Below are 17,281 nucleotides of genomic sequence, written 5' to 3'. Positions count from 1 at the left end.
GCCGACATGGACTTCACACTCACCCGTATCAACCCCTGGTACAGCCGCGGATGCGACGGCCCGCCCCGGGTGCGGTTGTGCGCGCTGCCTTACGCGGGCGGCACCGCCGCAGTCTTCAAGGACTGGCCCGCCGCACTACCGTCCGGAGTGGAGATGCTCGTCGCGCATCTGCCGGGCCGCGGCGACCGGTTCGCCGAACCGCCACTGGCCACCTTGGAGGAGACCGCCGAGCAACTGTGCGCGGCACTGCCACCCAGCAACGTGCCCACAGTTGTCCTCGGCCACAGTATGGGCGCCCTGCTGGGGTACGAACTATCGGCGCGGCTCGCGGCGCGGGGCCGCGCCCCGAGCCTGCTCATCGCTGCGGCTTGCCGCCCTCCGCAAGTCGCGCCGAGCGTCACTTCTCCTGCAACCGAGGACGAGCTGGCAGCCACTCTGCGAGACGAACGCCCGTGGGACAGTGCCCTGTTGAGTGACGAGCTGATGCAAGCTGTGCTGCCCACCCTGGTCGCCGACATCGCAGCTGGGGACCGTTACCACCGCCCGCGGCCCCCCGTACTCGACCTGCCGCTCAAGGTCTACATCGGCGCCGACGACGACGGGACCGACTGGCGGGCCACCCTGGAATGGCGGGCATGCTCTGCGCGCGACTGCGAGGTCGTCGTTCTACCGGGCGGCCACTACTTTGTGGAGACCAACCGCGCGGCCGTCCTCGCCCGCGTTGCCGCAGACCTAGAAACAGTGGTGGTATGACCACGCACGTCACCGGAAGACCGACCTACCTCGCCGTGCTGGCCGTGCGCGAAGCGCGGATGCCGCTACTCGGCAGTTGCCTCGCCCGCATGTCCTTCGCTGTGCTGCCGCTGTCGCTGCTGCTGTCGGTCCGCGACGCAACCGGGTCCTTCGCCATCGCCGGACTCACCTCCGGCGCGCTGTCGGCCACGCTGACCTTGTTCGCACCCGCCCGTGCCCGACTGATCGACCGTAAGGGCTCACGAACCGGACTGATCTGGTTGGCTATCCCCTATCTGCTCGGGATTGCCGCGCTGATCACGCTGGCCGAGACGGGAGCGCACACAGTGGCGCTGCTCGGCGCCGCCGCGGCCGCGGGAGTATTCGCGCCGCCACTGGGGCCGACGATGCGCGTCCTGTGGGCGAAGATCCTGCATGGGCGTCAGCCACTACTGCACACCGCCTACGCCCTCGACTCAGTCACCGAGGAAGTGGTGTTCACTGTGGGGCCACTACTTGCCGGCGGTCTGATCGCAGTCGCCGCGCCCCTCGCGTCGATGGTCACAGTCATGGTGCTCATCGCGGCCGGTACCGTCTGCTTCGTGCTGTCCGCGGCGACCGCCGCTGCCCCCGCCTCGGACACGCCAGACGAGGAACAGCCGCACGGTCGGCCCATGGCCTTGCCCGGGATGCGCACGATCGTGATGTCCTTCGGTGGAGTCGGCCTGGTCGTCGGGGTGCTCCAGGTCATGTTCCCGTTCATCGCAGAGCGCGCGGGCTCGCCCAGCGCAGGCGGTGTCCTGCTGGCACTGCTGTCGGCGGGCAGCGCGGTCGGCGGCCTTACCTACGGGCGAATCAGCTGGCGCTCGACCCCGGTACAACGGTTCGCCGTACTCGTCGCCGGGTTCACGCTCATGGTGCTACCGCTGTGCCTTACCGCGAGTCCGGTCCTGGCCGGGATGTTCGCCTTCCTCGTGGGGCTCTGCCTCGCCCCGCTGTTCACCACCGCCTACCTGTTGGTCAATGACTTGGTGACGGTGTCCAGGACCGCGCCGACCGAGGCCAACACCTGGGTGTCCACGGCCAACAACGGAGGGTCAGCCGCAGGCAGCGCCGCCGCAGGTGTACTGCTCGACTCCCAAGGACCCACCCTCACCGTCACTGCTGCCTTCGTCGTGGCCGTCGCGATCGCCGTCATGACCGTCCTGCGTCGCCGCACCCTGGTCCTCGATGCCGGCAAATCTTGAACCGTCCGCAGATGAACTCGTCGAGGCTGAGGAGTAGACCGATCGTGTCCAAGAACTCGGTGAACTGGTCGCGGATCCGCGCAGGGGACGCTTCCGGCGTCGTACTCGCCGTCGACTTCTACGGAACGGGCCGCCAAGAGGCAACCTTCCGTCACCTGTGCGACCTGCTCCCCGACCCGGTAGAGGTCTGGCACGCGGTCCCGCCCACCTCGGACTGCAACTGGTCCACCGCCACCGGCGCCGGCCACCTGAGGTGGTGGACCGACGGACTCGACACAGTCCTCGCGGGACGCCCGGTGCGGGCCCTCGTCGGCTACTGCGCCGGCAGCGTCTTCGCCTCAGCTCTCGCCGATACCCTCACCACGCGGGAGGGCCACCGACCACAGGTCGTGCTGTTCAACCCGGGGGCACCCGATATCTCCACGCTCACCCGCGACTTCCGCAGCCTGATCGACGGCATGGACGTCCTCACGAACGAGGAACGCGCCGGCCTGCTGGACGAGATGGCTGCGATCCAGCAGACGTACGCCCCCAGCGGGCTGATCCCGGTCGCCGACCGGTACGCCGCCCTGTACCGAAAGGGCTGCGACCTGATGTGCGAACGGCTCGGCCTGGACGCCTCGTTCGGCGCCGAACTGGCCGCCGTCCTCCACTCCTACCTGGCCTATCTGACGGCGGCGCGGGACGTGCCGCCCGCCCCGCAGTGGCGCACCGCCACCTCGTTCACCTCCCGCGAGCACCGGGGCGCCGACTTCACCGACACCAAGCACAGCTTCGACCTCGCCCGCGCCGACCTGCTGAACTCCCCGCAGGTCGCGGCCGCGCTGGCCGCGCTCCTTCGCGAACACGAGGCCTGCCGATGACCCTTCCCCTGCGGGACGCCTTCCTCGCCCAGGTAGCCCGGGTCCCCGACGCCGACGCCGTCGTGCACGGCGACCGGACATGGACCTACCGCGAACTGCAACACCACGCCGAGCGCACCGCCCGGACGCTCGCCGCCCGCGGCGCGCGCCCCGGCGCGCTGGTGGCGGTGCGCCTTGCACGCGGCCCCGAACTCGTCGCCGCGCTCCTCGCGGTGGTGCTGACGGGCGCGGGCTACGTGCCGCTCGCCGACGACGACCCGCCGGATCGCCACCGGCACATCCTCGACGACTGCGGCGCCGCGCTGGTGCTGGCCGAGCATCCCGCGGATGACGGGCGCACGCTCACCCTGGACGAGGCGCTCGCGCCCGCCCGCCCGTTCGACGCGCCCGTGGTCCGGGACGAGGATCCGGCGTACGTGATCTACACCTCCGGCTCCACCGGCCGCCCCAAGGGCGTGCTGGTCGAACAGGGCGCGCTCGGCGCCTATCTGACGCAGGCCCGCGTGCGCTACGACGGGCTGGCCGGGCGGGCCGTGCTGCACGGGTCGGTGTCCTTCGACATGGCGGTGACCAGCCTGTGGGGCCCGCTGGTGAGCGGCGGCGCGATCCACCTCCTCGACCTGAAGGCGATCGCGTCGGGGGAACAGCCTCCGCCCGCCGCCGCGGCGCGCCCCACCTTCCTCAAGGCCACCCCGTCGCACCTTCCCCTGCTGCGGCTGCTCCCGGACTCCTTCCTGCCCACCGGGCAGCTGGTGCTCGGCGGCGAGGCGCTGACCGGCTCGGCACTCGGGGACTGGCGCGCCACGTGCCCCGGCGTCACGGTCGTCAACGAGTACGGGCCCACCGAGGCGACCGTCGGCTGCTGCGCCTACGTCCTCCGCCCCGGCGACGCCGTGGACCCGGGGGCCGTCCCCATCGGTCGGGCGTTCCCGGGCACGCGGCTGTACCTGTTGGACGCGGAGGGCAAGCGAGTGGTCGCTGGCGCGGTCGGCGAACTGTACATCGGGGGCGCCCAGGTGGCGCGTGGTTACCTCGGTCGTCCGGAGCTGACCGACGAACGGTTCGTCACGGACACGTTCGCCGCCGACGGGTCGCGGATGTACCGCACCGGCGACCTGGTGCGCGAGCGTCCGGACGGCAACCTGGAGTACCTCGGGCGCGCGGACGAGCAGGTGAAGGTCTCCGGCTACCGGATCGAGCCCGGCGAGATCGAGGCCGTGCTCCGCAGCCGACCGGACGTGCGGGACTGCGCGGTAGCCGCCGTCGGCGAGGCGGAAGCCCGCCGGCTCGTCGCCTACGTCGTCCCGGGGCCCGGTGCTCAGCCCGATGCCGCCGCGCTGGCGCGGCACGCGGCCGGGGCGCTGCCGCCGCACATGGTGCCGGCCGCGTTCGTCGCCGTAACCGAACTGCCGCTCACCCCGAACGGGAAGCTCGACCGGGCGGCGCTGCCCGAACCCCCGCCGCCGGAGGCCGAGTCGGGCGGCCGGAGCCCGGCCGAGACGCTGCTGTGCGAGCTGCTGGCGCAGGCCCTGTCCGTCCCGGAGGTCGGTGCCGACGCCGACTTCGTGGCGTCCGGCGGCAGCAGCATCACCGCGTTGAAGCTGGTTGCCGCGGCCCGCAAGGCCGGGATCCGCCTCGACCTCACCACCGTCCTGCGGGAGCGCACGGTGCGCCGCATCCTCGCGGCCGATCCGGAGGCTGCCTCCGCCGCCTCGCCCCTCACGGAAGGAGTGCCCAAGTGACCAGGTCTGCAACGCTCACCGCGCTCGGCGGGATCACCCCTCGGCCCCGCGGCGGGCTCACCACCGGCGCCGAGTACGACCTGGGGCCGCTCGGCGGCGCGGGCCCCGACTGGGTGCGCTCCCACGGCCCGCAGCTGCGGGAGCGCCTCGCCGCCGACGGGCTGATCCTGCTGCATGGCCTGTCCGCCGAGGGCGACGGCATCGACGGTTTCCACGACGTCGTCGAGGTCGTCGGCGGCGAGCTGCTGCGTTACACCGAGCGGTCCACCCCGCGCAGTGCGGTCAAGGGGAACATCTACACCTCGACCGAGTACCCGGCCGACCAGTTCATTCCGATGCACAACGAAAGCTCGTACGCGGCCAGTTGGCCTTCCATGGTGAGCTTCTACTGCCACACCGCCCCGGGGACCGGCGGGGCCACGCCGATCGCCGACAGCGCCGCCGTCCTCGACCTGATCCCGGCCGAGGTCAGGGAGCGGTTCGCCAAGGGCGTCGTCTACACCCGCACCTTCCGCGCCGAGATGGGGCTGAGCTGGCAGGAGGCGTTCCAGACCGAGGACCGCTCCGACGTCGAACAGCACTGCCGCGCCCGCGGCCAGGAGTTCCACTGGGACGGCGACGTCCTGCACACCCGGTACCACCGCCCGGCCACCGCCGTCGACCCGGGCACCGGGGCCGAGGTGTGGTTCAACCAGGCGCACCTGTTCCACCTGTCCAGCCTGGAGCCGGAGCTGCGCGACGTGCTCCTGGAGACCTACGGCGAGGACGGCCTGCCACGCAACGCCCTGCTGGGCGACGGGAGTCCGATCCCGGACGCCGACCTGGCGGCGGTGCGTGCCGCTTACGACCGCGCCTCCCTCGCGCTGCCCTGGCGGCAGGGCGACATCATGCTCGTCGGCAACATGCGGATGGCACACGGCCGCGAGCCCTTCACCGGCGAGCGCCGAATCCTCGTTGCGATGACCTGACCCGGCAACCTGTGGAGAACGCTATGAGCAACCCCTTCGACGACGAGGACGGCACCTTCCTGGTGCTGCGCAACGACGAGGACCAGTGCTCGCTGTGGCCCAACGGCCTGGCGATTCCCGCCGGGTGGCGCGCTGAGTACGGCCCGGACAGCCGCAGCGAATGTCTGGAGCACATCGAGCAGACGTGGACGGACATGCGTCCGCGGAGCGTGGCGGCGGCGCTGGATGGGGCCTCGGACGGGGATCGCCACGTGTGACTCAGGCGACTCCGGGGTCTCCCGAAACTCGGGTTTCACGGCCCGCGCCAGGGGCATAGCCTCAACTGGCGCACCACAGACGCGGTTTGTCTCTGACTACTCATAGCCAGTTCCGGGAGAGGTAGTGCTGGACTACCCAGAAAATGACGCGCAAGCCAACAACGGGCGGCGTCGTCCGATGCGAATAATGCTGCTCGGCGCTGACGGTTTGTTGGGTACCGCGGTGCAAGAGACAGCGGCGACGCATCCGCACGTTCAACAGCTCACCGCCCTCGGGCATTCGGACCTCGACATCACCCGTCCCGAACAGGTGAATGCCGCCATCGAGAGAACCAGGCCGGACGCGGTCATCAACACGGCGGCGCTGATGCCCGCAGACCGCTGCGACGAAGTGCCGGCGGAGGCTTATGCCGTCAATGCACTCGGCCCGCGCTACATCAGCCGGGCATGCGCAAGCGTCGGCGCGACTCCGGTGTTCGTGACCACCGATTTCATCTACGACGGCACCGCGACCGTCCCGTATCAGCCCGGAACCTCGCCGACGACATTGCCGCGCTCCCGACGCCCCCCGAGGTAGTGCGGACGCTGGCGGCTATGGGCGCTCCGTGAGCGCGGCGACCCGCTCCGCGGCCGGGCAGGCGCGGGCCATCGTCACGCGGACGGCGGGGACGGCGATCGAGTCGCGAAACGAGAAAGTGCCCTGGGACCTGCGATGACGGGAGTTCTTCAGGCTCGGTCTCCGCTGCGTTCGATGACTCGAATCTGATCGCGCAGGCGGGGCTGGTCCCGGTGCTGCGGCTGGCCGAGCGGTGCGGGCTGTCCCGGCTGGTGGCCGAGAGGGTGAAGCTGACCGGGGCGAGGAACGGTGCGGGGGCCGCGGCGGACGCCAAGGTCACCAGCGTCGTGGGCGGCATGGTTGCGGGCGCGGACAGTATCGACGACCTGGGCATGTTGCGCCACGGTGCGATGCCTGCCGTGTTCGGCGGTATCCGAGCCCCGTCGACGCTGGGTACGTTCCCGCGTGCGTTCACTCACGGGCATGCTCTTCAACTCCACGCTGTGCACCGCCGTCGAGGCCGGCTGCACCGGCCCCCACCCGGATCCCGCGTGCGGATTCGCAGCTCTACAACGCCGGGGTGATCGCCGCCTGCCGCCGGTCCGGCGCCTACTCCTCGGTCACGACCGGGACGAACCCCTCCATCAAACAGGCCGTCCTCAGCATCCCCAACGAATCCTGGCAGCAGATCAGTTACCCGACCGCGGCGCCCGAACCGGGGGCGTGGTGCGGGGTGACACACCGGACATCCGGTTCCGGTTTTGGCCGACCGCCGAGCGAGCAGGATGGTCCACAATGCGCACGGCGGCAGCCGCTCCAGCGACATCGCCCTGTCCTGTCCGTTCCCAGGAAAGGATGCTTGTGTTCCTGCATTTGTCCATCAGGCCGCCTGTCCCCGCCGTCATTCGGTGAAGAGCGCGCTCTCGGGTCTGCCACGCGCCTTCTGGTGGCTGTGGACGAGCACGCTGGTCAACCGCCTCGGCTCGTTCGTGGCCACCTTCCTGGCCCTGTACCTCACCGCGGTCAAGGGGTACTCGGCGAGTTATGCGGGGCTGGTCGTCGCGCTGTACGGGACCGGGGGCGCTGTCTCCTCGGTGGTCGCCGGAGTCCTCGCCGACCGGGTGGGGCGGCGTCCGACGCTGCTGCTGGCGCAACTTGCCACGGCCACCCTGACCGTCGCCCTGGGCCTGGCCTCCCAGCCGCTGATGATCGCCGGGCTGTCGTGCCTGCTCGGCGCTGCCTCCGGTGCCTCCAGACCCGTTGTCCAGGCGATGATTGCCGACATGGTGCCCGCGGAGGACCGCAGTCGGGCCTTCTCGCTGAACTACTGGGCGATCAACATCGGTTTCGCGGTGGCCTCGGCGTCCGCCGGACTCATCGTCGCGCACGGATACCTGTGGCTCTTCCTCGGCGAGGCGGCGGCAACACTGGCCTGCGCCCTGATTGTTTTCCGGAAGCTGCCGGAAACCAAGCCCGGACCGGCCGCGGAAGGCGAGGGGACGCGGGGAGGCACCGGGCTCGGCAGCGTACTGCGCGACGGGCGTTTCATGGCCGTTGCGGGCCTGACCTTCCTGGTGATCACCATTACCCAGCAGTCGGCCACCGCGCTGCCCATCGCCATGAACCGTGACGGACTGTCCGCCGCCCAGTACGGGTGGGTCATCAGCGGAAACGGGCTACTGATCGTGGTGTTGCAGATCCCGGTCACCCGGCTACTGGCCCGCCCCGCCCGGATGCGACTGCTGGTGCTGGCCTCACTGTTGTGCGGTTACGGATTCGGGCTGAACGCGTTCGCGAGTTCCGCTGTCGGGTACTCGCTGGCCCTTGTGGTGTGGACGCTGGCCGAGGTCCTGCACGCGCCAGTGAACATGGACCTGGTCACCAAGCTCTCCCCTGCCCACGCCAAGGGCCGCTACCAAGGTGTCTACACGCTGTCCTGGGCGACTGCCTCGCTGGTGGCGCCACTGCTCGGCGGGGTGGTGATCGACGGCTACGGGCCCGACATGCTGTGGGCGGCCTGCGCCGTCGTCGGCACCCTGGCAGGCGCCGGATACTGGCTTCTCCTGCGCCGTATCCCGGCCGACGACCAACTGCCCCGGAAAGAAGGGGCGCTGGATCCCCTGACGGAAAGCCCCTGACTCAACTGGCCTTTCCCGCTCCCGTACTTCCCGGCGGCGGGGCGGCCGTCTCCCGCCACGGAGATCCTGCTCGTCACTGCCTATCCCCGGAACGTCCCGATGTCCGGTGCCGAGGCACATGTCCCCGGGGAAGCCGAGGGCCGGCCACGAGCGGGCCTGCTACGGCCCGCCCGGGTCACGGGTCATCTGCGACTGCGTCTCGCACCCACCCGACGTTTATCCCTCGGCCCCCTGGAGCACCGGCCGCCGTGGGCACGGACACCAGTGCTCCAGGGGCCGCTACAACTGCTTCTCGAAGAGCAGTGTCGAGAGGCTCGCCTCGGTGGCCGTGCCGGTCTGGTGGTAGCCGTTGCGCCGGCAGAGGGCGAGAGCGGCGTGCTGGTCCTCGGTGGTTTCCAGGACCAGACGGCGGTAGCCGAGTTCGGTGCCGCGTTGCTCCAGGTACTCCAGTGCCAGACCGCCGAAGCCCCGGCCCCGCCACCGGGGATGGACCCGCATCCACTCGATTTTCCCGGTGTCGTCGCCCGCAGCGGGGCGCAGGGCTCCGGTGGCGAGGAGAAAGCCACCGAGGGAGCCGATGACGACATCGCTCCCGTCGTGAAGGTAGCGGGCGGAGAAGTCTTCCAGGTCTTTGTCGCAGGGACCGGCGTGGGCGCCGACCGCGTCGGGCGCGCAGTTGTGCAGGCCGGCAATCGCGGAGATGTCGGTCGGTACGGGCCTGCGTAGTGCCACAGGGCCGGGGCAGCCGCGCGGGGTGATGCGGCGTACGGCGCTGAGGACCGTACCGTGGTCGAACGCGAGCTGAGGCAGCCCGGAAGGAGCAAGCGGCCACCAGCGTGCCTCCGCCGCGTCACTGCCGCCCCGGACGGCGGGGCGCTCCGGCAACAGGCAGGCGTAGGCGAGACTCACATACCGGCCACGCGGGTCGCGGTCCGGAGCCGCGTACCAGGACAGCGGCGTCAGGTCGTACCGCTCCAGCGTCAGCCCGGCCTCCTCGGCGAGTTCCCGGCACGCGGCGGCCTCGGGCGACTCGTCGCGGTCGACCTTGCCACCGGGCAACGCCCAGACTCCCCGGTAGGGTTCCGTACCTCGTTCGACCAGCAGTACGTCCCACCCGTCGGCGCCGGGGGCCAGTACTGCGAGATCCACCGTCAGAACGACGCGGGCTTCTGTGGACATGGTTTCTCCTTGCGTTGTCGGCTGGTTGATTCCGGTCACTCGTAGGATCGGATGGCTCAGGGATGCCCCGTCCTGGCCGGATATCACTGTGATGACACGGGCGGACGGCAAGTGGAACCAGTAAGGAGTGCCCGGTGTGCGGCTGAAGAACCGCCGGGCCGTGAATGCTCTGGAATCTGCTGCCCGCTTGAGTGCCGTCGTGATTTCGGAACCCGTTCCGCCGATGTTCACGTTCCGTCTTCCACGGGTCGGCCGTGGACTTTACCACGAAGGAATATCTGATTTGCAGAGATGCTGTGCAGGTCTCAATCGAGTAATCGGTGCCCGGTAAGTGCCCGCAATTCCCATGGGGCTGTCTATGCACACACAGAACGGGCACGCACTGCGCGGACGAACTTCCGTTCGGGCGGGGGTCGGTACAGGCCACGCGTGCCGGTGCTGCGCTCGTTCGCCGGCCGGTCCGGTTGCGGCCGGGCGCGCGCCGACGCCGACAGGTGTGATTCCGCCTGTGCCCCAGTTCAGTCGGCGAAATGCGCGCTCGTTGCGACTGTGCTGACCGGTTGACAATCGAGACCGTGCAGTCCGCCGATTAATTCGAGCCATCGAAAGGAATGAGTCGGGGTGGCTGGAATATCTCGCCAGGTGGCCTGTTGGCGTAGGTCGTCCTTTCCGTGGGCGGGCGAATCATGGGCGCGGGGAGCCGGATGCGGTGACCAGTGACAATAGAAGGACGCGCGCGTAGCGCGATCGCGCCAGGGGGGCAAGGGTGAAGTGGAGTGGCGTTCGTCATGTTGGACTTACCGCATTCTCTGTGCGAGCTTGGAAGAGATCTCATCGAGATCACACAGGTCCGCACTCGGTCGAGTTGAGAGAATGTATGTGCCTGAGGAAATTATTCGGTGCACGGCGTGACGAACCGACTTTGAACTATTCCGCTTCGGCAGATATTGATGGATGGCTTGACCCTGAGTCATTTGCCTTCCCGCTCTTAATGGAACGCCCGTTCGGCAGGTGCGACGGTTCCCTTCCGGAGCCAGGAGTGGGGGACCGGTCGCTCGCCGTCCGGCTCTCGGGCGGACAGGGGGCGCGCCCCCTCGGATCCGGACGGAACGTCGGCGACATCCGCACCGTCGTCGACGGTGCAGGACTGCCGGGTACCGGGCTGCCGGCGCAGGGCGAGGCAAGCAGGCAGGTCACCGGCGGTGGGTACACGCGTACCGCGCCGGAAGGCTGCATGGCGGGAGGTCTCTGATGGGCGGCCGGGTCAGCGCGCTGGTCGCGGGGATCGATGACTGGTACGACGACAGCACCCCGCTCATCGAGTTCGGTGAACACACCGTTTCCCGGGGGGAGTTCAGCGCACTCACCTGCCGCATTGCCGGGCAGCTCTCGGACTCCGGTCTGCGGCAGGGGGATGTCGTCGCGGTGCGTGACTGCGAGGGCTGGCAATGGATTGCCGTCATGCTCGGCATCTGGCGCTCGGGCGGAATCTTCCTGCCACAGACCGCTTCCGAATCGGCACAGCACGCCCCCCGACCATGCCTGACGGTGCATTGCTCAGCGCCCGGAGGCCCGGCCGTGGTGGGCCGCGCGGAAGCCGGCGCGACCCGGCTCACGGACGGGACCGCCTACCTGCTGCCCACCTCCGGCAGCACCGGCCGTTCCAAGTGGATCCAGGGCACCCTGCACGGGCTGGACCACTTTGTCGCCTGGGAGATCCAGGAACTGCAGGCGGGCCAGGGCGACATCTGCGCACAGCTGACCGCACCGACGTTCGACCCCGTCCTGCGTGAGGTGCTGGTGCCACTTGTCGCGGGCGCCCGCCTCGCGGTGCCCCCGGACCGGAGCGGACTCGTACGCTCATCAGCCGCGGTGGACTGGCTGGCCCGTACCGGGGTGACCCTGGTGCACGCCGTTCCCACGCTCGCCCGGCTATGGTGCTCCGGGAACTCGCGCACCGAACTGCCCTCGCTGCGCGCCCTCCTCCTGGCGGGTGAGCCTCTGTACGAAGGCGACCTGCATGCTTGGGCAGACCGCTTCGGGACCGGCGCCACCCTCTACAACCTCTACGGCCCCTCCGAGACGACGCTCGCCAAGTGCGCCCAGCGCATTGATCTGACCCTCATCAAAGAGGTCGTTTCCGAAGGCAAGGTAGCTGTGGGACCGCCCCTCCCGGAGTGCGAGGTCCTGGTGGCCGACGGCGACCGCAGGTGTGACCCGTACGAGGTGGGGGAGGTGTTGATCCGTACTCCGCACGCCTCCAACGGCTACTGGAACATGCCGGACCTGAACGGGGAGCGGTTCGTCCGGAACCCCTTCGCGGAGGAGGATCCGCTGCGCATCTTCCGGACCCGTGACCTCGGTTACCAACTGCCCGACGGCAGGCTGGTCGTCGAGGGCAGGATCGACGGCGAGTACAAGTTCCGCGGCATCCGCGTCGACCTCGGCCTCATCGAGGATGCGATCCGGCGGGTACCGGGCGTGCGGGACGCCGGGGTCAAGGTGGCGACTCCTCCGGCCGGTCCAGCCGTCCTCGCCGCGTATGTGGTGACGGACCGACCGGTGCAGGACATCGCCCACGAGCTGCCCACAGATCTGGAAGGCCCTCGGCCCGGCGCCTGGAAAGCCGTGGCGGAGCTACCCAGGACCCACTCCGGAAAGCTGCAACGGAACGCCCTGCCCGCCCTGGTCGTCGGCGAAGGAACTACTGACGACACGGCGGATCAGGACCCGTCGGTGCGCACCCTCCTGGGCATCTGGCGCGAGGTCATGCCACTCGCGCCGGGCCTCGGCGCACACTCCTCCTTCACCGACGCGGGCGGCCAGTCCATCGAAGCCGTCCAGGCGCTGACCAGAATCGAGGACGAGTTCGGTACCACCCTGGAACTCCGTGACATCTTGGACCTCCAGACGCCGTACCGGATCGCCGCGCGCATTGGCGGCCAGGGGGTTCCGCACCGGTCCAGGACCCGGCTCGGCTCCGTGCCGGCTGTCGGCCCCCAGTTGCTCACCGGCGCACAGGAGCGGTTCTGGGAGTGGATCGGATGCGACAGCGAACCCGTGCGGTTCCAGTTCCTGTGGGCGGCGCGACTCACCGGGCAGGTGGACACCGCACGTCTGGCAGAGGCCGCCGACACCGTACTGCGCAGCGCCGACGGCCAGTGGCTGGCCTTCTCCGGCTCCGGCTCCCAGGTACGCCAGTCCTCGGTCACGCCGCACCCGGCAGTCGAGGTGGTACGTCCCCCGAAGGACGCCGATCCGCGCATCTGGTGCCGGACCGACGCCGAACGGCTCGCCGTACAGCCCTTTGCCTTCGGCACCGAACCCCTCATGCGCGTACGCATCTACCCTCTCGGGCCCGACGAGACAGCACTGGTGCTCGTCAACCACGTCCTGGCCTCCGACGGTTGGACGAAGGAGCAGTATCTGCGGCAGATCTCCGCGGCCTACGCGGGCGAAGAGCCGGGCGAGACACTGCAGTTCTCGGCCTACGCAGCCTGGGAGGCAGAGCAGCGATCCCAGTGGCCGGACCGATCCGGTTACTGGCACGACCGCCTGCAGCAGCTGACCGCGATGCGGCTCCCCTGGCGGTCCGGAGCCGGGAACAACCAGCTGAACCACGCCCTGCGCACCGTCTCGTGGAGCCTGGACCGCGAGGAGTCCCAGGCACTGCGGGCGGCATGCGCCGCTGCCGGAACCACGCTGCCTTCCGCCATTGCTGCCGCTCTGATCCGGGCGCTCCAGGAATGGACGGGCCAGCAGGAGGGGCAGTTGCTGCTGTCGAACGCCAAGCGACCCGACCCGTGCCTGAACAGCACCCTGGGATGTTTCACCGACTCGACCGTGCTGCCCTACGGAGCACTGCCCGAAGCGCCGGCGGCGGCGGCCCGTGCCGTCGGTGACGAGATCGGCACGGCGCTCCAGCAGTCCCAGCCGTCCTTTCTCTGGCTGCTGCGCCGCTACCGCCCGGACCTCGACCCGCATCATCCCCGAACGTTCCCCGTCATCTTCGCGCCGCAGTCGGACTACTCAACTGCGGTGAACCTGCCAGGTGTACGCGCGAATGCGCTGGACTGGGGCGAACGACTGTGGATGTGGCCGCTGGAGGTCTATCCGGTCGTCACCGGTCCGGAGATCCACTTCCATCTCCATCACGCCACCGAGTACTTCGACCACGACCGAGTCCGGGAGCTGGCCGCCGCACTGCGCGCGGAGCTCACCAGACTGGCGGCCGACCCGGCCCCGGAGCACCCCACAGCCCACTGACCGGCCGGGAACTGACGCCCACGCGGACAACGTCACCGGCCTGCCCGCTCGGCGGGGCCTCCGTCCCTCCCGCTGAGATCATCTCGCCCCTTCCGGAGGTGAAGCCCGTCACCTGAGCTCTCGAACCGATCGTCCCCGTCCGAGCCGCACGTCAGAACAGAAAGGCATCCGCCATGACCATCGCCGATTGGCTCCAGGAGAACGTCACCGAGGACAAACGAGCTCTCGACTGGTTCCGCGCTCCCGAGTGCGAGGACCGCATCATTCGTGGCTACAAGGAATTACTGAGTGGATACGAGACCGACCCGTCCACCATCCTCAAGACGACCTGCCTCGTGGACGACGAGCACCAGGGCGTCGTCCGCGTCCACGACATCAACTACTTCTCCATCTGCGCCCACCACTTCCTGCCGTTCTACGGGAAGATCGACATCGCGTACGTGCCCGGCAGCCGCATCCTGGGGCTGGGCAAGTTTCCTCGGCTGGTGACGGCGTACGCGCGCCGTTTCCAGATCCAGGAGCATCTGGTACGGGACATCGCGCAGGAGATAATGGGGTCCGGTGACGCCCGTGCCGTGCTGGTGAAGTCGACGGGCCGGCACATGTGCATGTGCAGCCGGGGCCCCTCCGACCACACCGTGGTGACCGACACGAGCTGGGCCGCGGGCGACCCCGAGGTCCTGGCCCGGTACGGCGTTTCCTGAACCAGGTGAGCGTAGGCGCCCGTTGGTGCTCAGCGCCGACAGGTTCGTCCTTCGCTCGGGCGGCCGGTCTGCCGCCCGGCCGGTCCTGGGGACCGAGTCGGCGGTTGACCGGCCAACAGGCAGGCGTCGTGTGACGTAGCCCGCTGGGAAGACCTGGACGATCAGCTGACGGCCGGTGCCAGGTGCCGGCCGTCATACGGAAGCGCCCGGCGCGGCCGGGCGCTGGTCGGCCAGGTCTTCCCCGCGCCGCTTCCGGAACCTGAACGGGCTGTCGCGGGTCCGTATCGCAGCTCTCCTGAACCTGGGGGTATACAGGGCCGCACACTCCGTGCCGGTGTGTGCCTCCGGTGGTCCACGCACACATCCGCAGACCATGACCGACCCGCAGGCGGCCGGGTCTCGCCTCTGCCACACCCCGCGGTGTGGCAGAGGCGAGACCCGGCCAAGCAGTGCGGGGGCCTTCTCCCCGGGGTGCCGGGCCCCTGGGGCGACCGCGCAGGAGTGGTGAGGGCGGTGCCGGTCAGGCAGTGAACAACGCAGCCGGGCTTGCAGCGGCCGGACCGAGAGTCGAGACCGAAGAGAAAGGCCATTCATGAGCACGCTGGTTTTCGTCGAATCCTCCTATACAGGGGCGGGCGCCGACTGTGCCCGGATCGCCCTGGAGTCGGGCCACGAGGTTGTCCTGGTGTGCCGCGACGCGATCCCGTACGCGTTCGCACGGGAGTTGGGCCTGCGCATCGTCACGTGCGACACGACGGATCCCAGCGCCGTCACCGCCGTCCTCGCGGACCTCCCCGATGTGCGGGCGGTCGGCACCACCGACGATTACTCGGGCGCCGTCGTCGCAGCCGTGGCCGAGCGGCTGGGCCTGCCGGGGCCGTCCCCGTCGGTGGCCCGGGCCTGCCGGGACAAGCACGCGCTACGGTGTGCCCTGCCTGCGGACCTGAGCCCCGATTGGCGGTACGCCACCAACCCGGAAGAGGCCGTGGCCGCCGCGCGGGAGGTGGGCTATCCGGTGGTGGCGAAGCCCACCAACCTCACCGGCAGCGCCCTCGTGGCGGTCCGCCGCAGTGACGACGAGGTCCGGGCCCACGCGAAGGCGGCCTTTGCAGAGGAGGCCACCCGGGACACTCCCCGGGTGGCGGGGCTCCTCATCGAGGACTTCGTGGACGGGCCGGAGTTCAGCGTCGAGTTCATGGACGGCGCCGTCATCGGTCTCACCGGGAAACACCTGGTGCCGGGCCCCGGCTTCATCGAGCTGGGCCATGACTTCCCGGCGAGGGCGAAGGACGATCTCGCGGCTGTGGTACTGGACGCTGCCGGACGGGCTGCCGCAGAGCTCGGTCTGAACTGGGGCCCGGCCCACATGGAGATGCGGTACGGCCCCAACGGCCCGGTGGTCATCGAAGTCAATGCGCGTATCCCCGGCGACCGCATTCCCCGCCTCATCGAGCTGACCACCGGCTTCTCCTTCGCCGAGTCATACGTGCGGCGACTGCTCGGTGAGCCTCTCCCCGCACCCCGCACCCCGATCGGCCGCGCTGCGTCAATTCGCATGTGGTGTCTGCCGGGGGAGGGCGTTCTCCAGGAGATCAGCGGGGTCGACGAGGCGACGAAGGTCCCCGGTGTCCAGGATCTGGAGTTCCGCGGGGTCGTCGGACGCCGCTACACGCCCAAGACTTCCAATCTGGACCGGATCGGCCATGTCATCACCTGCGCGGACACGGCGGAGGAGGCGGTGGCGGCGGCAGAGACGGCGCTCGCCGAGGTGCGGACCACCTGGGGCGCGTAAGCCATGCGAGGTCCAGTACGCAGGCATTGACGTTGCCGTGCTGGTGGGTTCCCTTTTGTCGTGGATTCGTAACGGAGCGAGCGGGGTGCAACGGGCGGGGTGGCCAGCTCATCTGGGTAGTCAGCAAGGCGCACCGGGTGCCTTCGCGAAGGGGTTGGGTCTCACCATGTGGGAGAGATCCATGGAAGGGAAGTCCATGACCAGGACGAAGAAGACCGGGTTGAAGGCGCGGGGCGGCCGGGTGGCTGTGATCGGTGCGCTGGGTCTGGCCTCAGTGACTCTGGCCGCGGCGCCGGCGTTCGCCAAGGGCACTGTGGAGATCACGGCGCCGCACACTGCCCAGGTCGGCAAGACCATCACGGTCAAGGCGCACGGCGGTGACGACAGCGCCGGCTACTTGCATCAGCTGTGCCTGGAGGAGAACGGCTTCGGCGAGGGGTGGCACCAGGAGACCTGCAGCGCCGCGGTCGAGGGCGATGCGCGGGTCACTGCACATGGCACCTCCGCGCGCCGCGGCAACCTGCGATTCCGTGCGGTGCTGTACGGCTTGACCAGCACGCACGACAAGAATCCCGTGCGCTTGCACGCCTCTGACGTGGTGACGGTGCACGTCCGCTGAGCAGCAGGGCGGCCGTGGACAGCCGGCACGCCCACTGCCCACGGCCGCGCGGTGCAGCACCTGTTTTGCGATGTCGTCCTTCGGAGTCCGATCGTTCCTCTTTGCGGGAAGTTGCGGGAAGTTGCGGGCAGTTGTTCTGCATGGTGGCACCGCTGCCACGAACGCTTGACCGGCAGCGATGCCGCAACAACACCCCATCGAGCGACGGCAATCCGGGC

At 69.5% G+C, this 17,281-nt stretch carries 14 protein-coding genes; 13 read left to right on the top strand and 1 reads right to left on the bottom strand.

Annotated features, from left to right (window positions below; all coding sequences use genetic code 11):
• Window positions 1-6: 6 nt before the first annotated feature.
• From NBY69_RS14970 to NBY69_RS14930, 8 genes are all read left to right on the top strand, one after another.
• Window positions 7-753: a thioesterase II family protein gene (locus NBY69_RS14970; RefSeq protein ID WP_250301396.1), complete on the top strand. Its 747-nt coding sequence runs from the start codon at window positions 7-9 to the stop codon at window positions 751-753.
• Window positions 750-1,979, top strand: coding sequence for an MFS transporter (locus tag NBY69_RS14965; RefSeq protein ID WP_250301395.1), 1,230 nt, complete (start codon window positions 750-752; stop codon window positions 1,977-1,979). Before NBY69_RS14970 ends, NBY69_RS14965 begins: the two co-directional genes overlap by 4 nt.
• 44 nt (window positions 1,980-2,023) lie before the next feature.
• Window positions 2,024-2,842 carry a hypothetical protein gene (locus NBY69_RS14960; protein ID WP_250301394.1) on the top strand — a complete coding sequence of 273 codons (819 nt, stop codon included), beginning with the start codon at window positions 2,024-2,026 and terminating at the stop codon, window positions 2,840-2,842.
• Entirely contained in the window at window positions 2,839-4,584 is a 1,746-nt protein-coding gene (locus NBY69_RS14955; protein WP_250301393.1) for a non-ribosomal peptide synthetase, read from the top strand. The genes NBY69_RS14960 and NBY69_RS14955 overlap by 4 nt, the downstream gene beginning before the upstream one ends.
• The gene (locus tag NBY69_RS14950; protein ID WP_250301391.1) at window positions 4,581-5,552 is read left to right on the top strand and encodes a TauD/TfdA family dioxygenase; all 972 of its coding nucleotides are present in this window, start codon (window positions 4,581-4,583) and stop codon (window positions 5,550-5,552) included. Before NBY69_RS14955 ends, NBY69_RS14950 begins: the two co-directional genes overlap by 4 nt.
• A gap of 23 nt (window positions 5,553-5,575) precedes the next feature.
• Window positions 5,576-5,809 carry an MbtH family protein gene (locus NBY69_RS14945; protein ID WP_250301390.1) on the top strand — a complete coding sequence of 78 codons (234 nt, stop codon included), beginning with the start codon at window positions 5,576-5,578 and terminating at the stop codon, window positions 5,807-5,809.
• 124 nt (window positions 5,810-5,933) lie between these two features.
• Window positions 5,934-6,386, top strand: coding sequence for a sugar nucleotide-binding protein (locus tag NBY69_RS14940; protein WP_250301389.1), 453 nt, complete (start codon window positions 5,934-5,936; stop codon window positions 6,384-6,386).
• A gap of 887 nt (window positions 6,387-7,273) precedes the next feature.
• A complete protein-coding gene (locus NBY69_RS14930) occupies window positions 7,274-8,503 on the top strand; it encodes an MFS transporter (RefSeq protein WP_250301388.1) in 1,230 nt (409 codons plus the stop codon).
• 279 nt (window positions 8,504-8,782) lie between these two features.
• Here NBY69_RS14930 and NBY69_RS37350 read toward each other — a convergent pair whose 3' ends face one another.
• Window positions 8,783-9,682, bottom strand: coding sequence for a GNAT family N-acetyltransferase (locus NBY69_RS37350; protein ID WP_284348118.1), 900 nt, complete (start codon window positions 9,680-9,682; stop codon window positions 8,783-8,785).
• A gap of 1,039 nt (window positions 9,683-10,721) precedes the next feature.
• Between NBY69_RS37350 and NBY69_RS14915 the strand changes: the two genes are divergently transcribed.
• From NBY69_RS14915 to NBY69_RS14895, 5 genes are all read left to right on the top strand, one after another.
• Window positions 10,722-10,934 (top strand): hypothetical protein, encoded by a 213-nt coding sequence (locus NBY69_RS14915; protein WP_250301387.1) that lies wholly within the window; start codon window positions 10,722-10,724, stop codon window positions 10,932-10,934.
• The gene (locus NBY69_RS14910) at window positions 10,934-13,948 is read left to right on the top strand and encodes an AMP-binding protein (RefSeq protein WP_250301386.1); all 3,015 of its coding nucleotides are present in this window, start codon (window positions 10,934-10,936) and stop codon (window positions 13,946-13,948) included. The genes NBY69_RS14915 and NBY69_RS14910 overlap by 1 nt, the downstream gene beginning before the upstream one ends.
• Before the next feature lie 173 nt (window positions 13,949-14,121).
• Window positions 14,122-14,652, top strand: coding sequence for a GTP cyclohydrolase I (gene folE / locus NBY69_RS14905; RefSeq protein WP_250301385.1), 531 nt, complete (start codon window positions 14,122-14,124; stop codon window positions 14,650-14,652).
• A 592-nt stretch (window positions 14,653-15,244) separates the two neighbouring features.
• Window positions 15,245-16,444, top strand: a complete 1,200-nt coding sequence (locus NBY69_RS14900) for an ATP-grasp domain-containing protein (RefSeq protein ID WP_250301384.1) — start codon at window positions 15,245-15,247, stop codon at window positions 16,442-16,444.
• Window positions 16,445-16,640: 196 nt separating this feature from the next.
• Window positions 16,641-17,063 (top strand): hypothetical protein, encoded by a 423-nt coding sequence (locus NBY69_RS14895; protein WP_250301383.1) that lies wholly within the window; start codon window positions 16,641-16,643, stop codon window positions 17,061-17,063.
• Window positions 17,064-17,281 lie beyond the last annotated feature (218 nt).

It is taken from the genome of Streptomyces sp. A 4/2 (assembly GCF_940670765.1).
Lineage (GTDB): Bacteria > Actinomycetota > Actinomycetes > Streptomycetales > Streptomycetaceae > Streptomyces.
This window is presented reverse-complemented; position numbering and strand designations above follow the sequence as displayed.

Bases quoted from the DNA above. Each gene is read 5' to 3' on its own strand.
- folE (WP_250301385.1), top strand. From the start codon at position 14,122: ATGACCATCGCCGATTGGCTCCAGGAGAACGTCACCGAGGACAAACGA.
- NBY69_RS14945 (WP_250301390.1), top strand. From the start codon at position 5,576: ATGAGCAACCCCTTCGACGACGAGGACGGCACCTTCCTGGTGCTGCGC.
- NBY69_RS14895 (WP_250301383.1), top strand. From the start codon at position 16,641: ATGACCAGGACGAAGAAGACCGGGTTGAAGGCGCGGGGCGGCCGGGTG.
- NBY69_RS14900 (WP_250301384.1), top strand. From the start codon at position 15,245: ATGAGCACGCTGGTTTTCGTCGAATCCTCCTATACAGGGGCGGGCGCC.
- NBY69_RS14955 (WP_250301393.1), top strand. From the start codon at position 2,839: ATGACCCTTCCCCTGCGGGACGCCTTCCTCGCCCAGGTAGCCCGGGTC.
- NBY69_RS14970 (WP_250301396.1), top strand. From the start codon at position 7: ATGGACTTCACACTCACCCGTATCAACCCCTGGTACAGCCGCGGATGC.
- NBY69_RS14965 (WP_250301395.1), top strand. From the start codon at position 750: ATGACCACGCACGTCACCGGAAGACCGACCTACCTCGCCGTGCTGGCC.
- NBY69_RS37350 (WP_284348118.1), bottom strand. From the start codon at position 9,682: ATGTCCACAGAAGCCCGCGTCGTTCTGACGGTGGATCTCGCAGTACTG.
- NBY69_RS14910 (WP_250301386.1), top strand. From the start codon at position 10,934: ATGGGCGGCCGGGTCAGCGCGCTGGTCGCGGGGATCGATGACTGGTAC.